General features: G+C 55.7%; 22 protein-coding genes. 9 read left to right on the top strand and 13 right to left on the bottom strand.

From position 1 onward, the window contains the following. Positions 1-92 precede the first annotated feature (92 nt). Together WC891_02170 and WC891_02165 are read right to left on the bottom strand one after the other, a co-directional pair. On the bottom strand, positions 93-1,037 hold the full coding sequence (locus tag WC891_02170) for a D-alanine--D-alanine ligase (GenBank protein ID MFA5866759.1): 945 nt from the start codon (positions 1,035-1,037) through the stop codon (positions 93-95). Between the two features lie 8 nt (positions 1,038-1,045). Then, complete coding sequence (locus WC891_02165; GenBank protein ID MFA5866758.1) at positions 1,046-2,305, bottom strand: PLP-dependent aminotransferase family protein; 1,260 nt, start codon at positions 2,303-2,305, stop codon at positions 1,046-1,048. Between the two features lie 137 nt (positions 2,306-2,442). On the opposite strand from WC891_02165, the gene WC891_02160 reads away from it, so the two are divergent. Genes WC891_02160 through WC891_02140 form a run of 5 tightly spaced genes read left to right on the top strand, consistent with a single transcriptional unit; the run spans position 2,443 to position 5,634 of the window. Continuing rightward, a complete protein-coding gene (locus WC891_02160) occupies positions 2,443-2,766 on the top strand; it encodes a YtxH domain-containing protein (GenBank protein MFA5866757.1) in 324 nt (107 codons plus the stop codon). Between the two features lie 28 nt (positions 2,767-2,794). Continuing rightward, positions 2,795-3,370: a GNAT family N-acetyltransferase gene (locus WC891_02155; GenBank protein ID MFA5866756.1), complete on the top strand. Its 576-nt coding sequence runs from the start codon at positions 2,795-2,797 to the stop codon at positions 3,368-3,370. A gap of 13 nt (positions 3,371-3,383) precedes the next feature. Further along, on the top strand, positions 3,384-4,241 hold the full coding sequence (locus WC891_02150) for a CPBP family intramembrane glutamic endopeptidase (protein ID MFA5866755.1): 858 nt from the start codon (positions 3,384-3,386) through the stop codon (positions 4,239-4,241). Further along, positions 4,225-5,058 carry a bifunctional DNA-formamidopyrimidine glycosylase/DNA-(apurinic or apyrimidinic site) lyase gene (mutM, locus tag WC891_02145; protein MFA5866754.1) on the top strand — a complete coding sequence of 278 codons (834 nt, stop codon included), beginning with the start codon at positions 4,225-4,227 and terminating at the stop codon, positions 5,056-5,058. The genes WC891_02150 and mutM overlap by 17 nt, the downstream gene beginning before the upstream one ends. Positions 5,059-5,115: 57 nt before the next feature. Further along, positions 5,116-5,634 (top strand): hypothetical protein, encoded by a 519-nt coding sequence (locus tag WC891_02140; protein ID MFA5866753.1) that lies wholly within the window; start codon positions 5,116-5,118, stop codon positions 5,632-5,634. Here WC891_02140 and WC891_02135 read toward each other — a convergent pair. After that, positions 5,631-6,176: a 5-formyltetrahydrofolate cyclo-ligase gene (locus tag WC891_02135; GenBank protein MFA5866752.1), complete on the bottom strand. Its 546-nt coding sequence runs from the start codon at positions 6,174-6,176 to the stop codon at positions 5,631-5,633. The genes WC891_02140 and WC891_02135 overlap by 4 nt on opposite strands. Before the next feature lie 37 nt (positions 6,177-6,213). On the opposite strand from WC891_02135, the gene WC891_02130 reads away from it, so the two are divergent. Genes WC891_02130 through hypF form a run of 4 tightly spaced genes read left to right on the top strand, consistent with a single transcriptional unit; the run spans position 6,214 to position 10,818 of the window. Continuing rightward, positions 6,214-7,203, top strand: coding sequence for an ATP-binding cassette domain-containing protein (locus tag WC891_02130; GenBank protein MFA5866751.1), 990 nt, complete (start codon positions 6,214-6,216; stop codon positions 7,201-7,203). Further along, positions 7,200-7,979, top strand: coding sequence for an ABC transporter permease (locus WC891_02125; GenBank protein MFA5866750.1), 780 nt, complete (start codon positions 7,200-7,202; stop codon positions 7,977-7,979). Before WC891_02130 ends, WC891_02125 begins: the two co-directional genes overlap by 4 nt. A gap of 34 nt (positions 7,980-8,013) precedes the next feature. Continuing rightward, complete coding sequence (locus WC891_02120; GenBank protein ID MFA5866749.1) at positions 8,014-8,502, top strand: metallophosphoesterase family protein; 489 nt, start codon at positions 8,014-8,016, stop codon at positions 8,500-8,502. Further along, positions 8,503-10,818 (top strand): carbamoyltransferase HypF, encoded by a 2,316-nt coding sequence (hypF, locus tag WC891_02115; protein ID MFA5866748.1) that lies wholly within the window; start codon positions 8,503-8,505, stop codon positions 10,816-10,818. It begins immediately after the preceding gene. On the opposite strand, the gene WC891_02110 is transcribed toward hypF, so the two are convergent. The 10 genes from WC891_02110 to WC891_02065 all read right to left on the bottom strand — a co-directional run bounded on the left by WC891_02110 (position 10,798) and on the right by WC891_02065 (position 19,100). Next, complete coding sequence (locus WC891_02110; protein ID MFA5866747.1) at positions 10,798-11,184, bottom strand: F0F1 ATP synthase subunit epsilon; 387 nt, start codon at positions 11,182-11,184, stop codon at positions 10,798-10,800. The genes hypF and WC891_02110 overlap by 21 nt on opposite strands. Positions 11,185-11,187: 3 nt before the next feature. Beyond that, positions 11,188-12,630, bottom strand: coding sequence for a F0F1 ATP synthase subunit beta (gene atpD, locus WC891_02105; GenBank protein MFA5866746.1), 1,443 nt, complete (start codon positions 12,628-12,630; stop codon positions 11,188-11,190). A gap of 1 nt (position 12,631) precedes the next feature. Then, the gene (locus WC891_02100) at positions 12,632-13,567 is read right to left on the bottom strand and encodes a FoF1 ATP synthase subunit gamma (protein MFA5866745.1); all 936 of its coding nucleotides are present in this window, start codon (positions 13,565-13,567) and stop codon (positions 12,632-12,634) included. Then, positions 13,533-15,143: a F0F1 ATP synthase subunit alpha gene (atpA, locus tag WC891_02095; protein MFA5866744.1), complete on the bottom strand. Its 1,611-nt coding sequence runs from the start codon at positions 15,141-15,143 to the stop codon at positions 13,533-13,535. The genes WC891_02100 and atpA overlap by 35 nt, the downstream gene beginning before the upstream one ends. A gap of 574 nt (positions 15,144-15,717) precedes the next feature. Continuing rightward, positions 15,718-16,251 carry an ATP synthase F0 subunit B gene (locus WC891_02090; GenBank protein ID MFA5866743.1) on the bottom strand — a complete coding sequence of 178 codons (534 nt, stop codon included), beginning with the start codon at positions 16,249-16,251 and terminating at the stop codon, positions 15,718-15,720. After that, entirely contained in the window at positions 16,244-16,753 is a 510-nt protein-coding gene (locus WC891_02085; protein ID MFA5866742.1) for an ATP synthase F0 subunit B, read from the bottom strand. The genes WC891_02090 and WC891_02085 overlap by 8 nt, the downstream gene beginning before the upstream one ends. 23 nt (positions 16,754-16,776) lie before the next feature. After that, the gene (gene atpE, locus WC891_02080; protein ID MFA5866741.1) at positions 16,777-17,007 is read right to left on the bottom strand and encodes an ATP synthase F0 subunit C; all 231 of its coding nucleotides are present in this window, start codon (positions 17,005-17,007) and stop codon (positions 16,777-16,779) included. Further along, positions 17,004-17,711: a FoF1 ATP synthase subunit a gene (locus WC891_02075; protein MFA5866740.1), complete on the bottom strand. Its 708-nt coding sequence runs from the start codon at positions 17,709-17,711 to the stop codon at positions 17,004-17,006. Before WC891_02075 ends, atpE begins: the two co-directional genes overlap by 4 nt. 13 nt (positions 17,712-17,724) lie before the next feature. Continuing rightward, entirely contained in the window at positions 17,725-17,934 is a 210-nt protein-coding gene (locus WC891_02070; protein ID MFA5866739.1) for a hypothetical protein, read from the bottom strand. Between the two features lie 158 nt (positions 17,935-18,092). Next, positions 18,093-19,100, bottom strand: coding sequence for a DUF362 domain-containing protein (locus tag WC891_02065; GenBank protein ID MFA5866738.1), 1,008 nt, complete (start codon positions 19,098-19,100; stop codon positions 18,093-18,095). Positions 19,101-19,152: the final 52 nt, after the last annotated feature.

The raw sequence follows: 19,152 nt of genomic DNA, 5'->3' as shown, positions 1-19,152 counted from the left end.
TGGCGACCTGAGTTCTTGGGAGCGAGGCGGGCTAACGATGGTAGGCCGCGAGCCTGCCTGCCGGCAGGCAGGCGGCATGCGAGTCTCTTGTCCTATTTTCTGGCTAGGCCGGCTTTGGCGATTTTGCCGATGAGTTCGGTGAAGTCCAGGCCGGCTTCGGCGGCCGCCATCGGGAAGAGCGATGTTTCGGTCAGGCCTGGAATCGTATTGAGCTCCAACACATACGGCACGCCGGTCTTCTTATCCACGATGAAATCAACGCGGGAGAAATCGCGGCAGCCGAGCGTCTTATGCGCTTTGACCGCGGTTTTTTGGATCTCTTTGATTTTGTCGGCCGGCAGACGCGCGGGGACGAAATACTCGGTTGCGCCCATCGTGTACATCGCCTCGAAATCGAAATGACCTTTTTTCGGCGCGATCTCGACCGGCGGCAAAGCGCGCGTCCGGTCTTCGCCTAGGACGCTGACGGCGACTTCCATGCCCTGGATATATTGCTCCAAAATAACTTTGTCTGAGAAGCTGAAGGCGCCCAAGAGAGCGCTTGTCATCTGGTCTTCCGACTTAACGAAGTTGATCCCTTGCGCCGAACCTTGGTTCGATGGTTTGACGACCAGGGGCAAGCCCAACCGGGCAATAATGTCATTGATAACCGAAGCCGCGCCAAGTTCCTTGACCGCGCCGGTGCTCAGGGCGACGAAGTCAGGCGTCGGGATGTTCTCTTTTTGAAAGAAATCTTTGCTTAACGATTTGTCCATGCCGAGGACGCTGGCCAAGATTCCGCTGCCGGTATAAGGCAGCCCCATGATTTCCAGCAGGCCTTGGATGGCGCCGTCCTCGCCGAAACGGCCGTGTAGGGCGATGAAGCAAAGATCGGGGCGTTCCTTTCTAAGGTGCGTGGCGATATGCTCGTCTACATCCAGACTAGCCACGCGGTAACCGAGCTTCTTAAGCGCGGCGGCTACCCGCTTGCCGCTTTGAAAAGAGATGTCCCGCTCTAACGAATGACCGCCCATGAGCACGGCGATTTTCGGTTTCATTTCTCCTCCTAGCCTTTCAGGCTGCGGTAGAGTTCCATCTCGGTTTCGATGACCTCGCCCAGCCTTCTGATACCTTCGCGGATATCGCTTTCTTTCATAAATGAGTAGTTGAGGCGCATTGAGTCCCGCCCGGTCACACCGTCGGCGAAAAACGCCTTGCCGGGGACGTAGGCGACCTTTTGTTCAATCGCCTTGGCCAACATGTTCGTCGTATCCAGATACGACGGTAGTGTCGCCCAAATGAAGAACCCGCCTTTCGGCGTGGTCCACTTAACGCCTTTCGGGAAGAATTCCTCTATCGCGCACAACATCTTGTCGCGCCTTTTAACGTATATGGCGATCAGTTTGTTTAAGTGAGCGTCCATGTTTGTCTGTCTGAAGTACTCCTCGACAATCCTTTGTGTCAGGCTGGAGGAACACAGGTCAGCCGCTTGTTTGGCGAAAACGATCTTTTCCCGGATAGGGCGGGGCGCAATCAACCAACCGACTCGCAGTCCCGGAGAGAGCATCTTTGAGAAAGTGCCCAAGTAGATTACGTTTTCGTCATCCAGGGATGTTAAAGACGGCGTCGGCGTCTCCTCGAAGGACAAGCGCCGATAAGCGTTGTCTTCGGCGATGATCGTGTTGTACTCGCGGGCCAGCTTGATAAGTTTCTTGCGGCGCGACAGCGACATCGTGACTCCGCTCGGATTCTGGAAGTTGGGGATGACATATATGAATCGCGGTGTGATACCTTTTTTCTTAAGCGAGGCCAGCGTCTCGGCGACCTTCTCCGTCTTGATTCCGTTGTCGTCGCACGGTATCTGAATGATGTTCGCCTGAAAGCTCAGGAAGGCGTTCAAGGCGCCGACATAGCTGGGCGCCTCGCAGATGATCGTGTCGCCCGGATTGACAAGGATCTTAGCCAATAGCTCCAGACCCTGTTGGCTGCCGTCGGTTATGACAATGTCGTCAGGGGTACAAGTCACATCCTCGCCGGCCATGAACTCGGTCAGCCATTTGCGGAGCGGTTCGTAACCTTCGCTGGAACCGTAGTTCAACGCGGCCGGCCCGTTCTTCTTCATTACTTCCTGCATGATTCGGTTCATTTTTTCCATGTTCAGCGCCTTGGTGTAAGGCGCCCCGGCGGCCAGCGCGATGATATCCGGACGTTCGGTAACCGCCAGCAGGTCACGAACCTCACTGGAGCGCATAGAAGCGATCCTATCCGCGTAGAGATGGGTCCACTTGTCGAAAAAGAGTTCGTGGGACGGGCGTTTATCAGCCAAGACAGTACCTTCTTAGAGTGGTCGATATGTAATGAAACATTATACTATAATTGATATTGCTTATTAATCGGACGAGACATAAAATAAAATATACAGGTCAAAAGGGAAATTTTATTTCAACGGAGGTGAAGCGCGATATGTCAGACAAAGGTGGAGAGTTCTATAGCTTCTTAGGGGGCTTCTTGTTCGGAGCTGTCGCCGGTGGCATAGCCGGTATCCTTCTGGCGCCGAAATCTGGCGAAGAAACCAGGCGAGACATCAAGGAAAAAGCGGAAGAGGTCTACGATAAGGGCCGGGAAGTGTACTCCGAGCAGCGCGAAAAGCTTGACGAGGCCATCGAGACAGGTAAAGAAGCCCTGACGGCCAAGACGGAAGAGCTTAAATCGAAGTTGGAAGAAGGCGCCGCGATGCTGCGCAAGACCGAGACGAAACCGGCCGGAGGAAAAAGCAAGGCTAAGTAACTAGCGCCTCGGGTTGCGTTAAAAACCGATGGCCAGAAAAGCGGTTCCCCTCAAGGCGGGAAATCTGGACGATATTCCGGCCCAGTGCCGGGAGTGCGTCCAGTGGAATATGAAGACCCGCGATAATGTCGAGCGCTTACTGCGCGAGTGGGGTTCTTGCGGATTCATACTTTACGACGATAAAAAACCGGCCGGCTTCGTTTTATACGGGCCGGCCAAATACTTTCCCAAAAGCGGCTTATACCCGGCCGCGCCCGTCAGCAAGGATGCCATATTTGTCTCGTGTTTATATGTCGAACCCGGCGCGCGAGCGACGGGCGCCGGCAAGCGGCTCCTGAACGCGGTTGAGAAAGATGCTCTAAACCGGGAGTTTACGGCCTTGGAAGCGCTGGCCGGGCGGGATGAGGACAAACCGCCGGCAATGCCTGTAGAATTCTTCATCGCCAACGGGTTCTACATACTTCGAGACGACCGCCGGCACCCGCTTGTAAGGCTGGAAATCGCCAGCCTCGCGGCCTGGCGCGACAAAGCCGGCGAGGCCTTTGAAAAACTCACCGCGAAGGGCGCGGGGAAAGCGCCGGCTAAGGCGCCGGCGATCATCTAGGAAAAGGAGCATTTTGGACATCAGCAACCCCCGTTTTATGGCGACGGTTAAGGTCGCCGCTTTTATTGCCGCCTATATCGCGGCCGCCTTCCTCTTGGGGATACTTATCCGGTTTTTGCCGGCCGGCGTCATGGATGTTTTCAACCCGGTCGCCCCGGTGCTTATGCTGATCGTCCTGGCGATTGTTTTCCGCGTCTTCTGGGACCGGGAGCCGGTTGCGACCATGGGCCTGGCATCCACCCCCACCTGGGGATATGAGTTTATTTCAGGCTTCGCCGTCGGGATATTCTTAATCTCGACGATCTTCGCCGCGACCGCGCTGGCCGGCGGCCTGACCTTCAAGAGCCATTTTAGCGGCGGCATGCTGAATTACGCGTTCTTCGGTGTCCTGGTCTTCTTCTTTATCGGAATGCTGTTCCAGGTTTTCGCCGAGGAGATTGTCTTCCGCGGATACCTGTTCGTGACGACGGAAAAAGGCTGGGGCGCCGCCGCGGCCGTGGCTGTGACCTCGGTGCTTTTCGGATTATCACACTTCTTCAATCCGGGATTTTCCGTATTTGTGGCGGCCAACCTGGTTCTGGCGGGTGTTCTCATGGCTTTGGGCGTGGTGGTCACGCGAAATATCTGGTGGCCCCTTGGTTTTCACTTGGCCTGGAACTTTTTTGAGGGCTACGTGTTCGGGTTTCCTATTAGCGGCGTCTCGGCCACCCCTGTCAGTCTGTTCATAACCAAAGTCGGCGCGCCAGCCTGGCTTTTGGGGGGCTCGTTCGGGCCGGAGGGCGGCGCCGCCGCGACGATCGCTTTTTCAGCGGGCATCATCTGGCTCCTTATCAAGCTCAAAAGGAGAGGCCGGGATGCCGGAACTGCCTGAGGTCGAAACGATAAAAAGAGGTTTGGCCGCCTTGATAACCGGTAAGAAGATAAAAGGCGTCGAGACGGATCTGCCGAAAATGATTAGAGGCAAGACCTTATCGGAGTTCTCCGCCTCGGTCACAGGGACAAAGATTACCGGCGTCAACCGGCGCGGCAAGCATTTGTTGATCAACCTTAGCAACGGATTGACCATAGTCGGCCACCTTAAGATGACGGGCCAGCTGCTCGTAGTCAAAGCCTCCGATCCGGTCGAGAAATGGACGCATATTATTATCCATCTTAGCGACGGCCGCGACCTTCGCTTCCGGGATATCCGGCAGTTCGGTTACCTGGAGTTATATCCAACCGCCGAGATAGGCGAGGCGGGTGAAAAAATGCCAGGTCTAGGCCCGGAGCCTCTGAGCCGGTCATTTACCCGCGGCGTTCTCGACTGGCAGCTAAAGAAACATCCCAAGCCCAAGATAAAATCACTGCTTCTGAACCAATCGTTTATCGCCGGTTTAGGCAACATCTACGCTGACGAGGTCTTGTATTACGCGAGGGTGCGTCCGACGCGCCGCGCGGGCGTCTTAACCGCCAAAGAAAAGGACCGGATTTATGCCGGCATCAAGACCGTCCTAGACGCGGCCATCGCCAAAAAAGGCACGACGGTGAGGAATTTCGTCGACGCCGAAGGAGAACCGGGCGGATATTTAGAGCATCTGAAGGTTTATGGGAGGACCGGCGAGTATTGTCCTAGGTGTGACGAGGGAAAAATAAAAAGAGTGGTTGTCGGGGGGCGCTCGACGCATTATTGCCCGAAATGCCAGAAATAAGATAAACTACACAAGATGAGTAGAGATTGAATGGGGCAAACGAAAGGGGTGTTGTGGATGAAATTGACGGCTGTGCTGGCAATCGGCTTGGTGGCCGCGCTGGGGGCATTCCTGGTCTCCGGATGTTGTATGCCGTCGGGTTGTTCCGACTTGATCGGACAAAAGGTTAGCGACACGGTTCAAAAAGGCGTTGAGAAGGGTATCGAGGATTCCACAAATACGACAATCGATACGGAAAAGACCACCGAAGCGACTGGCGAGGACCTGAAGAGCGTCCCGCGCTATCCCGGCGCGACGCGTACGCTGTACATCAAAGGCGAGCCTATCGACGGTAACATCAGCGTCAGCATTAATTATGAGACAACAGACAGCGCCTCAAAGGTCGTCAGCTGGTACAAAGATAAGATGGCCGGCCTGGGCTGGACAGTTTCGATGACTGTCTCCGGAACAGACGGTGGCGAAATGATAACTTACGGCAAGAATAACAACGAAACAACCGCCACCGTTAACGTTAGCAAGTCGGGCGACAAGACCGACATCGGGATTATGTACAACGGCGCGGAATCAGGCGCTTAAGGTTTTGAAGTCGCGGCGGGCCGGATAATTCGCTGGTCCGTGATAATTAATTCGAGGAGCAGGTCGTGCGGTTCATTGGGAATCGTCCGGACGATTTGCTCCTCGAACGCTATTCCGACCGTTTTAGCGCCTTCGCGGAGTTTGGTCGAGAAACGGTCGTACCAACCGCCGCCGTAGCCCAACCGGTAACCGCCCTCGTCAAAAGCAATACCCGGGACCAAAACCAGGTCTATTTCAGAAGGTTCGGCGCGGCCGGCATAAACGCCGGTCAATTCCAGAAGGCCGAAAAAATCCGGAATCATTATGCGCTTACCTTCTCCGGCGGCGACGCGCATAGCCGGTTCCGGATCCACTTCGCTGCCGAAAGCGACGTAGGCCATGATAGCGTCGGCCGACCGGTACTCGTCGAGGCTCATGATTCGTTCAGTGATGGCCGCGCTCTTGGCCGCCCGCGTTTCGTCGTCCAGGTTGTCTCGAGCTTCCCGCATTTGCAGACGGAGCCGAGTTTTTTCCGCCGCGGCCAGCTTTTCTTCGAAATCCATAACCAAACGATAACATAAAACCGTTATAATCAAATCTATGACCGATTCCTGCATGATTTGCGCGACTGACCTCGTTAAGAAATTCGGAGAGCATACGGCCGTCGACGGCGTGTCCTTTGACGTCTATCCTGGCGAGATATTCGGGTTCTTGGGACCGAACGGCGCCGGCAAAACAACAACCATCAACATGCTTTGTACGCTTTTGAAGCCGACCTCGGGCACGGCTACGTTAAACGGCTTCGATATCGTCAAACAGCATACCGACGTGCGTAAGTCCATCGGATTGGTATTTCAAGACCCAAGTCTGGACAGCCGCCTTTCGGCCGGAGAGAACCTTAAATTCCACGCCATGATCTACGGATTGCCAACTGAAGTTTTCAAACCGAGGATGGCGGAAGTTCTGGATATGGTGGACTTGAAGGACCGTGTCAATGATATCGTCAATACCTTTTCCGGCGGTATGAAGCGCCGGCTGGAAATCGCTCGCGGTCTTCTGCATTACCCTAAGATGCTGTTCTTGGACGAACCTACGCTTGGTCTGGACCCGCAGACGCGCAATCACATCTGGGAATACATCCATACGATGAAAGACAGGGAGAAGATGACGATCTTCCTGACCACGCACTACATGGAGGAAGCCGAGCACTGCGATCGCATCGCCATCATCGACAACGGCAAGATTGTCGCGGTAGACACGCCGGACGGGCTGAAAAGTATGGTCGGCGGGGATTCCGTCACAATCCAGACCGAGGACAATGCCAAGGCCGCCGAGTTCATCGGCAGCAACTACAGGCTCGAAGTTGTGGGGGACAAGAACGGCTTACATTTCGAGGTCGAAGGTGGGGCGGAATTCGTGCCACGTTTGGCCAAGGAGATCAACGTGCCATTAAAAACCATTACGGTTAACCGGCCGACGCTGGAAGACGTCTTTCTTAAACTTACAGGGAAAGCCATTAGGGATGAAGGAGCCGACGCGATGGCCGAGATGCGAGCGGCGGGACGGATGTGGAGCCGTCCGAAGCGATGAATAATATTAAAGGCATCTACACAATCTGGTGGCGGGACATATTAAGGTTTTGGCGGGACAAACCCAGGATAATCGGCGCGATCGCCCAGCCGGCGCTGTTCCTGTTCGTGTTCGGCGTTGGCCTGTCCAAAGGACTCGGAGGTGCCTTGTCCGGCGGCCAGGGTGGCGCGCTACCGGGTGGATTCGATTACGTGACCTTTATCTTTCCAGGAATCATCGGCATGACCGTCCTCTTCACCTCGATCTTCTCGGCCATCTCCATCATCTGGGACCGCGAGTTCGGTTTCCTAAAAGAAGTTATGGTGGCGCCGTTGTCCCGGTGGGCGGTGGTTGTCGGTAAAGCTCTGGGCGGTAGCACGGTCGCTATGTTCCAGGGCACCTTGATCCTTCTGTTTGCCCCGATCTTGAAGGTTTCGCTGACTCCCCTGAAGTTTGTGGAGATGCTGGGCTTGATGTTTATCACCTCTTTCGCGCTGACGTCGCTGGGAATCGTCATCGCCGCCAGAATGAAGTCCATGGAAGGGTTTCAGATGATCATGAACTTCTTCTTGATGCCGATGTTCTTTCTGAGCGGCGCCATGTTTCCGCTGCAGAACCTGCCGACATGGATGAAAATGCTGGTTGAAGTGAATCCGTTATCCTATGGTGTCGATATTATGAGGTATACGGTCATTGGAGTTAACACCTATCCGATCTGGCGGGACCTCGCGGTCATCATCGGTTTCGGCGTATTGATGATCGGCTTGGCGGTTTTTGAGTTCGGCAGGACGGAATAACAGAGAATCAGGGAAAAGGGAATAAGGGAAGATTTTGAAGATAGGTGTTATTTCAGATACTCATATTCCTTCAGTAACGGATAAGTTGCCTGAGCGCGTATTCGCGGAGTTCCGCGGCGTGGATATGATTCTACATGCCGGAGACAGCGTGTCATTATCGGTACTGGAATCGTTAGCCAAACTATCACAGGTTATCGCCGTCTGCGGCAATATGGATCATCTGGACGTCTGCGCGGAACTGCCCCATAAGACCATTGTTGAAGCGGGGAAATTCAGAATAGGCTTAACGCACGGTTACGGCGCGCCCGGCAACCTACTTGACTGGGTGAAGAAACAATTTGAGGAGGAGAAAGTAGACGCGATTGTTTTTGGACACAGCCATCACGCCATGAACGAAGTGATCGACGGGGTGTTGTTTTTCAACCCGGGGACGGCGACCGATCACCGTTTCTCACACGAGCTGTCTATCGGGATGTTGGAGGTCGATGAAAAGGGAATCAAGGGAAGGATCATTGAGCTGTAAATGGCGAGAGAGAGAATCAGGTTATTAGTTAAAGGTGTTGTTCAGGGGGTCGGGTTCAGGCCGTTTGTCTATCAGCTGGCCCACAAACACGAACTGGCGGGATTTGTTTTGAACACCGGCGAAGGCGTGGAGATCGAGGTCGAGGGGGAGCTTAAAGACCTGGAGGCCTTCCGGTACGGGTTGAAACACAGCGCTCCGCCTCGAGCTTCGATCGACTCCATCAGCCCGCGCATCATGCATGTACGGGGCGACTCTGAATTTGTCATCAAACCGAGCCTGGAGAAACCCGACTTGTTCCAGCTGGTGTCCCCGGATATCGCTACGTGCGACGAGTGCGCCGCGGAACTGTTCGACCCGGCCGATCGACGATTCCGTTATCCCTTCACCAACTGCACCAACTGCGGCCCCAGGTTTACCATTATCGAAGACATGCCTTACGACCGGCCGAAGACGACCATGAACAAGTTCATTATGTGTCCCCAATGCCAGGCCGAATATGACAATCCCAACGATCGCCGCTTTCACGCCCAACCGAACGCCTGTCCGGTCTGCGGGCCGAAACTGACGTTTGTTAAAGGTGGGACCCCTCACCCTACCCTCTCCCCGTCGGGGAGAGGAATAGAAGGTGAGGGGGAGCAAGCCATTGAACAGGCCGTCGCGATGCTCAAGGAAGGCAAGATCGTCGCCGTTAAGGGGCTCGGCGGATTCCAGCTGGCTTGCGACGCGGAGAACGAGAACGCTGTTGGCCGACTAAGAACGAGGAAGAGGCGCTATGGCAAACCGCTGGCCGTCATGATGGCCAACCTGGAGGAGGTCGAGGAATTCTGCGAAGTGCACGCTACGGAGCGGGACCTTCTTGTGTCGCCGGAGCGGCCGATCGTCCTGCTAAAACAGAAGCCCAAGAACACATTGGCTTCAGGTATCGCGCCGAATAATAATTTCCTGGGCGTCATGTTGCCCTATACGCCGCTGCATCATCTGCTAACGTATGACTCCGGATTGGTGTTGGTTATGACCAGCGGCAATCTAAGCGAGGAGCCGATCGCGGCGGAGAACGAGGAAGGCGTTCGCCGGTTGGAGCACATCGCCGACGGTTATCTACTGCACGACCGCGACATCTACTCCCGCTACGACGACCCGGTCGTACGGGTTGTGGACCGGCATGTCGTGATGGTTCGACGGGCGCGCGGCTACGCGCCTTACCCCGTCCATCTGCCATTCAAGGCCAAGAAGGAAATCCTGGCTGTCGGCGGTGAGCTCAAGAGTACTTTTTGCCTACTCAAAGACGCTTATGCTTTCGTCTCCCAGCACCTCGGGGATTTGGAGAACATGGAAACGTTCGAGCATTTCGAGAACACGCTGGAGCTGTACGAGCGGCTTTTCCGGGTCAAGCCGGAGATTATTGCCTGCGATATGCATCCGGAATATTTCTCGACGAAATTCGCGCACAGTCTAGGGATAGAGCCGCTAGTCGAGGTCCAGCACCACCATGCGCACATCGTCAGCTGTATGGTGGAGAACCACGTCCGCGACAAGGTCATCGGCGTTGCCTTTGACGGTACCGGCTACGGAACAGACGGCACTATCTGGGGCGGCGAGTTTCTGATTGCCGATTGGAAGGGCTTTACCAGGGCGGCGCACTTGCGGCCGTTCCGGCTGCCTGGCGGGGACGTGGCGGTTGAGAAGCCGTATCGAACGGCCTTCTCTTATCTCTACACGATATTCGGCGACGAATACGAGAAACTCGATCTGCCGTTCAAAAAGCGGCTCGATCCTGTCGAAACCGAGATAATGAAGAAACAGGTAAAGAAAGGTTTGTTGTCTCCCATGACCTCAAGCGCCGGCCGGCTTTTCGACGCGGTCTCAGCCCTGATCGGCGTCAGGGACGAGATCGAGTTTGAAGGCCAGGCGGCCATCGACCTGGAGATGCAGTCAGACGAGGGCAAACACGGCGTTTATGACTTTGCCTTGCCATACGCCGATCCTTTGGTGATCGATACCGAACCGCTTATTCGAGGCGTTGTCGAGGACCTGCAAAACGGTGTAACGGCGGCGGTTATCGGCGCCAAGTTTCACGACACGATGGCCAGGCTGGTTATCGACGTCTGCCTGGCGCTGAAGGAAAGGACGGACATCAACACGGTCGCCTTATCAGGCGGCGTTTTCCAGAACGCGACCTTGTATCATAAGGTAATGACCGGTCTGCGCGCCAAAGGATTCAAGGTCCTTCTTCATAAGCAACTGCCGGTCAACGACGGCGGCATCTCACTGGGGCAAGCTATCGTCGCCCACTCCTTAGCGGCGATAGCCGACTAAGCCTTCTCTCCCGTCGCTGGAGGTTCTGCGCCATTCGTCGGCCAGTTCGCGAGACCTTTCGGCCGAATCGGGATCGTCTGGATCGGCTACCTCGCAATCGGCCGTGACGATGCGCACCCGGTTATTCCTTACCTCGACGAAACCGCCGGCTACGGCGACGTAGTGCCAACGGCCGTGGTCGTGACAGCGTAAGGCGGCGATCGGCACGCGCGCCATCATCGGTCCGTGCTTGGGAAAGATCGCCACCTCGCTACCGTTCTCAAAATCCGCTTCCAACCGGCGAAAAACAACTTCATCGACATCCACTTCGCGAAGGACCGTGCCGTCAGGGGTTATGATTTCTAGGCTGAGCTTGGTCTTGTCCATGATCTATCCCTCCTTTTTGGCGCTGAAGATATCTTGGGCCGCGGCCCCGGATAATGACTCGGCCTGCCTTAACGCTTCATCAATTGTGCCGACCATATAAAAGGCCTGTTCAGGCACATCATCGTGTTCTCCTTCGACGATTTCCTTGAAGCCGCGTATGGTTTCCGCCAGGGGGACATAAGAACCCGGGATAGAAGAATATGTTTCCGCCACAAAGAACGGTTGTGACAGATATTTCTGCAGCCGGCGGGCCCGCCGGACGACGATTTTGTCATCTTCGGACAGCTCCTCAATGCCTAAGATGGCAATCAAATCCTTAAGCGCTCCGTAACGCTGGAGATAGCTCTTGGCCTTGCGGGCGATTTCAGCGTGTTCGTCACCGACGATCCAGCCCTCCAGGACCTGGGAAGAAGACAGCAGAGGATCGACGGCCGGGTATAGCCCTTGCTCGGCCAGTTGGCGCGATAACACGAGAGACGCGTCCAGGTGGGAAAAAACTGACGCCGGTCCGGGGTCGGCTAAGTCGTCGGCCGGAACATAGACGGCTTGGACCGACGTTATGGCGGCGTCTTGTGTCGATGAAATACGCTCCTGCAGCAAACCCATCTCTGTCGCGAGAGTTGGTTGATAGCCGACTTCCGAAGGGATCCGGCCGCGCAACAGGGATACCTCAAGGCCGGCTTGAATAAAGCGATAGATATTATCGAAGAAAAGCAGGACGTCTTGTTTGCGCTCGTCGCGAAAGTACTCGGCCATAGTCAGGGCGCTTAAGGCGACGCGGAAACGCGCCCCCGGCGGTTCGTTCATTTGGCCGAAAACCAGGACGGCCCGTTCAAGGACGCGCGACTTTTTCATTTCCTGCCAAAGTTCGTTGCCTTCCCTGGTTCTTTCCCCGACGCCGCCAAAGACCGATACTCCATGATGCTCTACCCCGATATTGCGGATCAACTCCATGATTATGACCGTCTTGCCAACGCCCGCCCCGCCGAACAAGCCGATTTTGCCGCCTTTGGGAAACGGCGTCATAAGGTCGATCGCTTTGATGCCCGTCTCCAGGATCTCAGGAAAGGTTTTGACGCGCGCATACGGTTGCGACGGTTTATGGATTTCTGATGTAAGCGCCGTACCCGGAGCCGGCAGCTCGTCTACCGCTTCGCCCAGCACGTTGAAAAGGCGGCCGAGTATCTCGGGTCCGACCGGCACGGAAATCGCCCGGCGCGAATCGTAAACGGGGGCGCCTCGCTCCAGCGCTTCAGTCGAATCAAGAGCAATCGCCCGAACCGTTCGTTCCCCAAGCAGTTGGACGGTTTCCAGAGGCAGGCCGTTTACGGGATTGTTCGCCCTCAGAAGGTTATTAATGCCTGGCAGCTCTCCCGAGAATTCGATATCTACGACCGGTCCCATTATCTGGGTGACTTCTCCGAAGGCATGATCGTCCGGCGGCATCTTAATCTCCCTCCACGGAATACCCCGAGTCCGCTTCAGCCGGTTCGCTTTCCTCTACGACGCGTGACGCGAACAGAACGCTTAGGAGATCTATAGTGATTACCTCGCGGCGCAGCCTGTTGTATTGCATACGGCAGTCTTTGAGCGTTTTTTCCGCTCGCTCCGTAGCCTCGGTCATGGTTATCATCCGCGCCCCTTGCTCGCTGGCGAAGGATTCGAGCAAGATATCGTAGAGTTGCGCCCTCGCGTATACATACAGAAGATCGTCGATTATGAGGTCAAACGACGGTTCGTAGAACCATTTGGAGACGCCGCCGGCGACCGCTCCGCTAACTTCCTTTGACATCGGCAGAAGTTTGACCATCCGAGGCTGCCGTTTTATCGGGGAATAGAATTCAGTGTAAACCGTGTGGACCTCATCGGCCTCCCCTGAAATAAAACGTTCAGTGAGCATGGCCAGCAGACGTTCTACCTCTTCGTAAACTACGCCTTCCCGTTGCCAGTATTCGGCGTGAACGATCGGCACGCGCCGCTTGCGCCAGTACAACTCGCCCTTGCGGCCTTTAACGACCAATGAAACTTCATGGCCGGCGGCCTTTTGACTCTCTATGAACTCAAGACACAAGTGATTGGCGGCCATGTTATAGTTGCCGCACATGCCGCGGTCGCCCGTTATGAGAAATACGCTTATCTGTTTTGGCTCCGGCCGGGCGACCAAAAGGGGCGACAGGGATTCAAGGTCCCCGCCGCTTCTGATCAGGTATGCTTGCTGGTCTCTGATCATGTCGCGCATCGCGGCCGTGTAAGTCCGCATGCCGGCCGCGCGCTGCCTTACCTTCGATATCTTGGCGGCGGCCACAGTCGCCATCGTCCTGGCCATGATCTCGATATTCTGAACCGTCTTAATCTGTTGCTTGAGTTCCGTCAGTTTCTGCAAAGCACACTTTCCCTTTTTGTTTGTAGTCGGTTAAGGCCGTTACGAATTCCTCTTTCGACGCGGGCGTCATTTCCCGCTGTTGCCTTACATCCTTCATGAGCGAGGGATGGCTTTCGTCCAGATAAGCGGAGAAACCGGACTCAAATTCGCTTACCTTGTTCGCCGGGACGTCGTCCAGATAGCCGTTGACGACGGCGAACAGGATCGCAATCTCATGTTCCAGCGGCATCGGCCGGTGTTGATCCTGCTTCAGAACCTCCCTGGCGCGTTCGCCGCGGGACAGCTGATCAAGCGTCGTCTGATCGACCTCCGCGCCGAATTTAACGAATTGGGCCATCTCGTGATACTGGGCCAGATCGATCCGCAGGCGCCCGGCCACGGATTTCATGACGGACGTTTGGGCCATGCCCCCGACACGGGAGACGGACAAACCTACGTCCATGGCCGGCCGGAACCCTTCGTTAAAAAGTCCGGTTTCCAGGAATATCTGACCGTCGCAGATGGAAATGACGTTGGTCGGTATGAATGCCGAAATATCTCCGGCCAGTGTCTCTACAATGGGCAAGGCGGTCAACGTGCCGCCGCCCAGGTCCTCCCGCATACAGGCCGCCCTCTCCAAGAGGCGCGAATGGATGTAGAAAATATCGCCCGGGTACGCCTCGCGGCCGATCGGCCGCTTGAACAGCGAGGATATTTCGCGGTAGGTAGCCGCGTGCTTGGTAAGGTCATCATAGATAACCAACGCGTCGCTGCCTTTATCCATGAAGTATTCGGCGATGGCGCAAGCGGTGTATGGGGCGAGGTAGCGGAAAGCCGGCGGTTCATCGGATAACGACGCGACTACTATGGTATATTCCATGGCGCCCGCTTCCTCGAGCACTTGGACAACCCGGGCTAAAGACGAGGCTTTCTGGCTGATGGCCGCGTATACACAGATTACGCCGGTGTCTTTTTGGCTTAGGATAGTATCGATCGCCAGCGTGGTCTTGCCGATTTTCCGGTCGCCGAGGATTAGTTCGCGCTGGCCCCGGCCCAAAGGCACCAGGGCGTCAATCACTTTGGTTCCGGTGTGTAGGGACAGGTCGACGGGGCGGCGCTTGACGATACCGGGCGCGATCCTTTCGACGGGCAGATAGTCATTTGTCTCGAGCGGGCCGGCCTCGTCGATCGGTTCTCCCGCGGCGTTGACGATTCGCCCCAGAAGCGGCTCTCCGACGGGAACCTCCAAGAGCGTCCAGGTCCTTTCAACCGCGTGGCCTTCCTTGATGGTTTCCTCCGGTCCGAGGACCAGACAGCCAACGGAGTCCTTCAATAGATTAAAGGCCAGGCCGCGCTGGCCGCTTTGGAACTTGACGACTTCCATGGAGCCGATACGGTTTAACCCGCTGACCTTAGCGATACCGTCTCCGACCTCGGTAACGGTGCCGCGCATGGATCTGTCGGCGACGGCGAGGCGTGGGTCCACCTTGTCAATCAAAGCGCCGATATCCGTTGATAGCTTGTCCAAACCAATATCTTTCGGCCAGACCGCACGGTCCAACCGGTTGGCGACCTCGTCGACAAGGTTTTTTCGCATATCCAAGTCGACCTCGGCGCCGCGGCCGATGAGCAACCTGCCCGACGTGTCAAGTTTCGAGTTAATGCGCTGGTTAACGGAAACGGAGCGGCCGGCGGCGTCGCTCAAATCGGCGTTCAATCGATTGATAACCGCCGTATCCAACTGCATCTTTGTCTCCAATACGATGTCGTCGGACTCGGCCGCCCGCAGCATTTCCCGCAACCCCGTTTCCGTGATTCCGACGGAAGGTGCGGGAGAATAATCGCGCGCCGCTTCGCGCGTTGAGTCGGCTACTTCCTTCAGGCGAAACGCCTGTTTTTCAGCTATCTCCGTCAGCTCCGACTCAAGGCATTCAAGGTTGGCATTCAGGTCGATGTCAATCTTGATGCCCCCGTCCAGGTAGATAACGGCGCCGTTAACCGTATTGTCCAACTGGACGCAGAGAGTGTAGTCGCGGCCGGTTATGCGCTCAATATTTCCGGCGATTTCCTTGCAGACGGCATCGGTAAGTTGTACAGGCGTCCTTATGATAGCGATGGAAGAACGGCTTGGCTTTGTTTTTGCCATCGGTGTGGCCGCCTTATGCCTTAAGTTACGTGCCGGCGGTTTTTAGTTCTTTAAGGCCGGACAGGATGATATTCTGAATCATGACGCGCCGGTCCGATTCGGCCAGTTCCTCTTCTATAAATCGTCTGGCCAAGATCGGCACCAGTTCAACAAACTGCCGGGAGCTCTCTTCCGCGATTTCTCGCTTCTCGGCTTCAATCGTCTCTCCGGCCTGCCGGATGATCAAGGCCGCTTCTTCGTCGGCTTTAGCCTGCGCGGATTGGTGGCTTTTCTTCGCTTCCGCTTTCGCCTGGCGCACGATGTTCTTGGCATCTTTAACAGCTTCCGCGACTATTGCCTTGGCTTCGCTTTTGGCGTAGGCCAGGGCTTCCCGGCCCTTGGCCGCCTCGGCGACGTCCGCGGCAATCCTATCCCGACGCCTGGAAAGGTAGCCGCCGATTATTTTTCTTCCGCCATAGGCGATGATTACGACCAGGACCGCGAATTGAATGACTTCTATCAGGAATAATAACGGGTTGTGGGCTATTTCCGCCCAGGCTTCAGTCAGTATCTCAACCATTTACGCCACCCGCTTTAGCGCCAACGACAGCGATGTTTCTGCGGACGACCGCCTCGACGGTATCACGTTTTATTTCTCCGTCCAGTTTGGATACGATGCGCCAAACGTTCGCGACTAGTTCTTTTTCCAGCAGGTCGCGCTCCTTGTCTCTTACCGCCTCAAGTCGGCCGCGTCCGTCGTCTACGATTTTCTCAGCCTCGGTGGTTGCCGCGATCCTTCTTCGTTCCCGCAGCTCGTAGATGTCAGTTCTTGTTTGAGCCGCGATATCGTCGGCTTCCACGCGGGCGCATCTTACAATCTCCTCCGCCTCCGCCGTAGCTTTGACGACGATCGATTCCGCTTCCAAACCGGCCGCCCGGCCTTTGCTGATTTTCGCAGCCCGGGCTTCCATAAAGTCAACATAGCGGTCGAAATATATTCTTTTCATGGCGAAATACGTTATCGAGAAGATAACGATGATGGAGACTATCGTAATCGCGTTGAGCTGGGTTAGCGGATTCAAGTTCATGGTCTTTGAGCTTTCGCTTAAGTTACTTTATTGGCCAGGATAAGCGCTACGACCAGGCAATAGATCACAAGTGCTTCAACCAGTGCCATACCGATAAGCATCGACGTAAACAATTGATTGGATATTTCCGGCTGCCGTGTCATCCCGTCGATAGCCGCGCTGGCGATATACCTCATCGCGATGGCGGCGGCGATGGCGGCAGGTACGATGGACAACGGTGGGGCCAGTACGAGTAACGCGTCTTTCATGCTTGAACACCTCCCTGTTCATCAATGGTCCCGGTCGTTGGTTCCGCTTTTTCTTTGACTGGTTCTTCCTCGATCGCGATGGCGATTCCGAGAGCGCTGGCGGTCAGTAGGGTAAAGACCAGCGCCTGCAGAAAAGCCGGTATCAATCCCAGGATATGAACGATAAGCGGAATGCCGTAGGGCGCCGCGACCATAACCAGCGACGCGACTATGAATTCTCCGCCTATGTTTCCGAAGAGCCGCAAGGATAATGACAAGGCATGGCTGATTTCGGAGATAATCTGTAGAGGATTGGGCCAAACCAGGTGTTTCAGCGTCCCCTTGACGCCCTTAAAGACTGTGGTCAGAATCAGGATTCCGAAAACCGAGCATAGCGATAGCGCGAGCGTCACACTATAAAAAGAGGTCGGCGGGATTCTGATAACCGGCACAGGAATCAAGCCCAGCAGATTGCTAGAGAAGATGAACAGGAAGAACGTCGCCAGAAACGCGGTAACGGTCTTAACGGCATCCGGGCGGACGTTCTTGGCCTGTTTGATGAACCATTCCATGACGGCTTCCGCCGCGTTCTGCACCGGTCCCGGTACGGGCGTTAACTTTTGCCGGGCGGCTATTGTTGCGCCGACAATTAAGAGCAGGCTGACCATGACGGCGTTGGCGATGACTATGTATGGAGTGAATTCGGCAATGGCGCCCTCGGACATGGCTATCTCACCGCTAGCCTTTCATGAAATAATCGCGCAGCCGGAGCATGTCCTTGACGGCTATCGCCAGCGCGACGATAAGCCCCAGGCCGGTTGCGTAAGGGAAGGTGCCCCACCATTTATCCAAGGCGAAACCGATTAAGCCTCCGGCCGCCAGGTACGCAGGAATAAGCGACCAGACGGCGAGGATTCTCAAGAAACTCCCGGGAATCATGGTTGCCATGACCGCTCCTCTCCAGCGGTCGGACCGCTTGCGATAGAGAAGCCAAATTTGAAACGTAAGAGAAGAGTTAAGAAAGGCCTCGTAGCTGCGGCAAGAATGCGGGTGTGTCGCTATGGCTGTGGCTACATCGTAGGTTTATTCACAAATTAAGTCAATGTCTAGCGTTTGAAGATCATGTTCCCGACGCGGCCGCGCGTGGGCCGGATAGCTCTTTCCGGGCACAATTCAGCGCAGCAGAAACATCTTATGCACTTCTCAAGGTCGAATACGGGACGACCGTCCTTGACGGTAACGGCGCCGACTGGGCAGGCTTTCGGGCAGTGACCGCAGGCGGTACAGATTTGGGTGTCGACCTCGGGGCTCTCACGGCCGAGCAACCAACCGCCAACCGTGTTGCCGAAAGAAGGGACGCGGAGGCGTTTTGTTTTCCCGGCAATCGCCTTTATCAGCGGCGTTAGCGGCTGTCCGGAAATCTCTATTTCGCCTAAGTCGGCAACACCTAATCCGCGTCTATGCGCCTCCGCCAGGGTGGGGACTTTCATCGGATTATACCCGAACAAACTGGCGGCGACCGCATCGACCGCGACGCCGTCGGTAGAGGCCAGAATAACACCAGGGTAGATACGGTCCTGAAGCCGCCACTGTCCGCTCAAACCGACAACTCCGTCCATTACGTTGAGCCCCGGTCGAAGTACCGAATACAGGTCGACCAGGAGCGAAGCGAAGTCGACGGAATTACCGCCGACCTTGTGATAAACGCTCTTTAGCCCTCCGGGCACAACGCCGTAGAGGTTCTTGACCGAGCCGGTCGTTTTAGTGAGAACGTGCGTCTTCATCTTCGGAGCGTTGATGATTAAACCGGACTCGACCGCCGGCGAGGCGAGGTAGGCTTCTTTTAGGATCCGGCCGTCCGGGATTTTCACCATAGTGGGGTTGGTTTTATCAAAGCTTAAAACCTCGGCGCCGAGCGCCTCGCAGTAGTCTCTGATTCCGGTTTCCTGGAAAGCCCGGTCGGTCGCGCCATGCCAGCGCGTGCCGCCGGAATCCCCGACGGTGACCTTGGCGCCGCGCGCTATCGCCATCTTGACCAGCGCTCCGATTACCCGTTTGTCTGTGGTGTTCCCTGACTCACCGTCATTTGTTTCAACCAGATTAGGTTTTACCAAAACATTCTTGCCGGCCGCGTCATTTAAAACGGAGGAGCCGCCGCATCGGTCG

The organism is Actinomycetota bacterium (assembly GCA_041658625.1).
GTDB lineage: Bacteria > Actinomycetota > JAHEXW01 > JAHEXW01 > JAHEXW01 > JBAZZW01.
This window is presented reverse-complemented; position numbering and strand designations above follow the sequence as displayed.

Bases quoted from the DNA above. Each gene is read 5' to 3' on its own strand.
- WC891_02170 (MFA5866759.1), bottom strand. From the start codon at position 1,037: ATGAAACCGAAAATCGCCGTGCTCATGGGCGGTCATTCGTTAGAGCGG.
- WC891_02160 (MFA5866757.1), top strand. From the start codon at position 2,443: ATGTCAGACAAAGGTGGAGAGTTCTATAGCTTCTTAGGGGGCTTCTTG.
- WC891_02155 (MFA5866756.1), top strand. From the start codon at position 2,795: ATGGCCAGAAAAGCGGTTCCCCTCAAGGCGGGAAATCTGGACGATATT.
- mutM (MFA5866754.1), top strand. From the start codon at position 4,225: ATGCCGGAACTGCCTGAGGTCGAAACGATAAAAAGAGGTTTGGCCGCC.
- WC891_02140 (MFA5866753.1), top strand. From the start codon at position 5,116: ATGAAATTGACGGCTGTGCTGGCAATCGGCTTGGTGGCCGCGCTGGGG.
- WC891_02135 (MFA5866752.1), bottom strand. From the start codon at position 6,176: ATGGATTTCGAAGAAAAGCTGGCCGCGGCGGAAAAAACTCGGCTCCGT.
- WC891_02130 (MFA5866751.1), top strand. From the start codon at position 6,214: ATGACCGATTCCTGCATGATTTGCGCGACTGACCTCGTTAAGAAATTC.
- WC891_02125 (MFA5866750.1), top strand. From the start codon at position 7,200: ATGAATAATATTAAAGGCATCTACACAATCTGGTGGCGGGACATATTA.
- hypF (MFA5866748.1), top strand. From the start codon at position 8,503: ATGGCGAGAGAGAGAATCAGGTTATTAGTTAAAGGTGTTGTTCAGGGG.
- WC891_02110 (MFA5866747.1), bottom strand. From the start codon at position 11,184: ATGGACAAGACCAAGCTCAGCCTAGAAATCATAACCCCTGACGGCACG.
- atpD (MFA5866746.1), bottom strand. From the start codon at position 12,630: ATGCCGCCGGACGATCATGCCTTCGGAGAAGTCACCCAGATAATGGGA.
- atpA (MFA5866744.1), bottom strand. From the start codon at position 15,143: ATGCGAAAAAACCTTGTCGACGAGGTCGCCAACCGGTTGGACCGTGCG.
- WC891_02090 (MFA5866743.1), bottom strand. From the start codon at position 16,251: ATGGTTGAGATACTGACTGAAGCCTGGGCGGAAATAGCCCACAACCCG.
- atpE (MFA5866741.1), bottom strand. From the start codon at position 17,007: ATGAAAGACGCGTTACTCGTACTGGCCCCACCGTTGTCCATCGTACCT.
- WC891_02075 (MFA5866740.1), bottom strand. From the start codon at position 17,711: ATGTCCGAGGGCGCCATTGCCGAATTCACTCCATACATAGTCATCGCC.
- WC891_02070 (MFA5866739.1), bottom strand. From the start codon at position 17,934: ATGGCAACCATGATTCCCGGGAGTTTCTTGAGAATCCTCGCCGTCTGG.